Consider the following 702-nt stretch of genomic DNA (forward strand, 5'->3'; position numbering starts at 1 on the left):
CTGGCGCGCTCGACCATGGAAACGCTGGCCATCATCGCCTACCACCAGCCCTGCACCCGCGCCGAGATCGAGGAAATCCGTGGCGTCAGCCTGAGCCAGCAGGTGCTTGATACGTTGCTGGAGGCGGAACTGGTCATGCCGCTGGGCCGCAAGGAAGTGCCGGGGCGGCCGATCCTGTGGGGTACGTCATCGGGGTTCCTGCGGCATTTCGGCCTCAAGGATCTGGGCGATCTGCCCCGGCGGGAGGAACTGCTGGTGGAAGTGCCCGATACCGACCCCGAGGTTCCTGACCCGCCCGTGTCATGATAGGTGTGCGGGAAGCTGTGCTAGGATGCGGGTGCGCGCCGGTGGCGCGATGCCCGGCGGTGGTGAAGGAAACAGGTTCATGTTCGATTTCGCGTGGTCTGAATTTGCCCTGGTCGGGGTGGTGGGCCTGTTGCTGATCGGCCCCAAGGACATGCCCGTCGCCATCCGCACGGTCACCGGCCTTATCAAGAAGGCGCGGGGGCTGGCCACCGAATTCCAGTCCCATGTGGATGAAATGGTGCGCGAGGCGGACCTGACCGAAGCGCGTGACCAGCTTGGCCAGCTCCGGCGGCTGAACGTGCGTGACAAGATCATGAAGGCCATTGACGGCGATGGCACGCTGCGCCGCACGCTTGACGAGCGGCGCTCGCGCCGGTCATCACCCCGCCCCCTGCG

General features: G+C 66.0%; 2 protein-coding genes. Both read left to right on the plus strand.

What is annotated here, in order from left to right; translation table 11 throughout:
* On the plus strand, window positions 1-306 hold a 306-nt coding region (gene scpB, locus JCM25156_RS19265), incomplete at its 5' end, for an SMC-Scp complex subunit ScpB (RefSeq protein WP_025814443.1).
* 79 nt (window positions 307-385) lie between these two features.
* Window positions 386-702: Sec-independent protein translocase protein TatB (gene tatB, locus JCM25156_RS26455; RefSeq protein WP_084296564.1), on the plus strand; the 317-nt coding region annotated here is incomplete at its 3' end.

This window comes from Komagataeibacter kakiaceti JCM 25156 (genome assembly GCF_000613305.1).